The organism is Halonotius terrestris (genome assembly GCF_006861665.1).
Lineage (GTDB): Archaea > Halobacteriota > Halobacteria > Halobacteriales > Haloferacaceae > Halonotius > Halonotius terrestris.
Genome location: NZ_RKLU01000003.1, coordinates 334,645 through 336,981 on the forward strand (window position 1 = coordinate 334,645; position 2,337 = coordinate 336,981).

The 2,337-nt window shown below is 64.2% G+C and carries 6 protein-coding genes (1 of these 6 only partly in view); all 6 read left to right on the plus strand.

What is annotated here, in order from left to right:
* The first annotated feature begins 18 nt into the window (after positions 1 to 18).
* Positions 19 to 417 carry a 50S ribosomal protein L14 gene (locus tag EGH24_RS08455; protein WP_142979714.1) on the plus strand — a complete coding sequence of 133 codons (399 nt, stop codon included), beginning with the start codon at positions 19 to 21 and terminating at the stop codon, positions 415 to 417.
* A complete protein-coding gene (gene rplX / locus EGH24_RS08460) occupies positions 414 to 776 on the plus strand; it encodes a 50S ribosomal protein L24 (protein WP_142979715.1) in 363 nt (120 codons plus the stop codon). The genes EGH24_RS08455 and rplX overlap by 4 nt, the downstream gene beginning before the upstream one ends.
* A complete protein-coding gene (locus tag EGH24_RS08465; RefSeq protein WP_142979716.1) occupies positions 773 to 1,555 on the plus strand; it encodes a 30S ribosomal protein S4e in 783 nt (260 codons plus the stop codon). Before rplX ends, EGH24_RS08465 begins: the two co-directional genes overlap by 4 nt.
* Positions 1,552 to 2,076, plus strand: a complete 525-nt coding sequence (locus EGH24_RS08470) for a 50S ribosomal protein L5 (protein WP_142979717.1) — start codon at positions 1,552 to 1,554, stop codon at positions 2,074 to 2,076. The genes EGH24_RS08465 and EGH24_RS08470 overlap by 4 nt, the downstream gene beginning before the upstream one ends.
* Positions 2,073 to 2,267, plus strand: coding sequence for a 30S ribosomal protein S14 (locus EGH24_RS08475; protein WP_142979718.1), 195 nt, complete (start codon positions 2,073 to 2,075; stop codon positions 2,265 to 2,267). The genes EGH24_RS08470 and EGH24_RS08475 overlap by 4 nt, the downstream gene beginning before the upstream one ends.
* Positions 2,268 to 2,269: 2 nt before the next feature.
* Positions 2,270 to 2,337, plus strand: partial view of a 30S ribosomal protein S8 gene (locus EGH24_RS08480; protein ID WP_142979719.1) — the 5' portion only. Its footprint extends 325 nt past the window's final position; 68 of the gene's 393 nt are visible here — the first part of the coding sequence; its start codon is at positions 2,270 to 2,272; its stop codon lies beyond the right edge, outside the window.

Genomic DNA, 2,337 nt, shown 5'->3' on the forward strand with positions numbered 1-2,337 from the left:
AACTGGAGGCGANGNCTGATGNAGGCNCTCAANGCCGACGTGACNCAGGGNNTNGANAAGGGCTCGCTGATCACGTGTGCNGACAACACNGGCGCNCGCNANCTGCGNGTCATCAGCGTGGCTGGCTACTCCGGCACGAAGAACCGACACCCCAAAGCGGGGCTTGCCGACAAAGTGACCGTCTCGGTCACGAAAGGCACGCCCGAAATGCGGCGGCAGGTGCTGGAGGCGGTCGTCGTCCGCCAGCGCAAGCCGATCCGCAGACCCGACGGCATTCGCATGAAGTTCGAGGATAACGCCGCTGTTCTCATCGACGAGAACGAGGAGCCTCGCGGGACCGACATCAAGGGCCCGATCGCACGCGAAGTCGCCGAACGCTTCGGGAGCATTGCATCCACGGCGAGCATGATCGTATGACGACGCAACCACACAAACAACGACAGGCCGCCGAGTCCGCGTCGCTCCACGAGCGACACAAGCAGGTCATGGCTCCGCTGTCGAGTGACCTCCGCGAGGAGTACGACCGCCGCAGCGTCCGCGTCAACGCGGGCGATACGGTCGAAGTCCAGCGCGGCGATCACGCCGGCAGCGAAGGCGAAGTCCTGAACGTCGATCTCAAGGACGCCGTCATCCACGTCGAAGAGGTGACCGTCGAGAAGGCCGACGGGGAAGAGGTCCCCCGGCCGCTCGACGCCAGCAACGTCACCGTGACCGAGCTGGACCTTGAGGACGAACGCCGTGAGGCGCGGCTCCGCGGCGAGGAGGATAGCGAATGAGCAACCACCAGAAACGGCTCTCAGTGCCGAACTCGTGGCCGGTCGAGCGGAAGACCGAGAAGTACACGGTCAAAGCAGGGGCTGGCCCCCACGGCGAAGACGGGGTGCCGCTGCTCGTGTTGCTGCGGGACGTGCTGGGCTACGTTGACTCGAAGAAGGAAGCCCGCTACGCGCTCAACCAGGATTCGATCCTCGTCAACGGCGATGCGATCAGTGACGAACGCCGACCGATCGGCATGTTCGACATCGTCGCCTTCACCGAACGCGAGGAGTACTACCGGGTCTTCCCCGACGAGGGCGGTCGGCTCGCGCTGACCCCCATCGACGCCGACGCAGCCGGCAGCCGTCTCGGGAAAATCATCCGGAAAGAGCAGGTCAGCGGCGGCGACTTCCAGCTGACGCTCCACGACGGGACCAACATCCGCGTCGCGGACGCCAGCGAGTACGCCACCAACGACTCACTCGTCATCGACAACGACGACAAATCGATCGTCGCCCACTTCGTCTACGAGGAGGGCGCGCTCGTGACCGCTGTCGACGGCCAACACGCCGGCGACATCGGGACCGTCGAAGAGATCGTCGTCACGCAGGGTAGCGGAGCCAACACGGTTCACGCGACCAACGACGACGGCGGCTTCGAGACGGTCGAAGAGTACGTCGTCGTCATCGACGAGAACTTCACCGACGATGACGGCGACGCGGTCGACGAAGCCGATGCCGCGACCGACGACGCCGCGGACGCAGACGACACCGAGGACACGGAGGCTGATGCCGAATGAGCGAAGTAGCCAGCGACTTCCACGAGATGCGCGAGCCGCGGATCGAGAAAGTCGTCGTCCACATGGGTGTCGGCGAGGGCGGGCGTGAACTGCAGAACGCCCAGGAGATCCTCGAAGAGATCGCCGGCCAAGAGAGCGTCCAGACGCTCGCCGAGCGGACCGTCCAGGAGTTCGAAATCCGCCAGGGCGATCCGATCGGCGCGAAGACGACGCTCCGCGAGGAGAACGCTGTGGACTTCCTTGAAACGGCACTCCCGATCGCTGACCTCTCACTGAGTCAGTTCGACGACACCGGGAACGTCAGCTTCGGCATCGNNGAACACACGGAGTTCCCGAGNCAGGAGTACGACCCACAGATCGGTATCTACGGGCTTGATGTGACCATCACGCTCGTCCGACCGGGCTACCGGGTCGCCAAACGCGACAAGGAGACACGGTCGATTCCGAGCAACCACCGAATGACGGCCGAGGACGCAGCGGCGTACCTCGAAGCCGAATTCGACGTGGAGGTCGACGAATGAGTCAGAGCGAACAGCAAGCAGACGACAGCGAGGCAACAACCACGGACGCCGAAGACACCGAGACCGGCCAGCAGATCGAGTGCCGCCGGTGTGAACGCAAACAGGGGCTNGTCGGCAAGTACGACATCNNNCTNTGNCGNCAGTGNTTCCGNGAGNTCGCCCGCGATATGGGATTCGAGAAGTACAGCTAACAATGGCGGACAACGACCCACTGGCCAGCGCGCTCTCCGGCATCGACAACGCCGAAGGCGTNGGCCATCT

Coding starts and splice junctions, on each gene's coding strand:
- rplX (WP_142979715.1), top strand. CDS start 414: ATGACGACGCAACCACACAAACAACGACAGGCCGCCGAGTCCGCGTCG.
- EGH24_RS08465 (WP_142979716.1), top strand. CDS start 773: ATGAGCAACCACCAGAAACGGCTCTCAGTGCCGAACTCGTGGCCGGTC.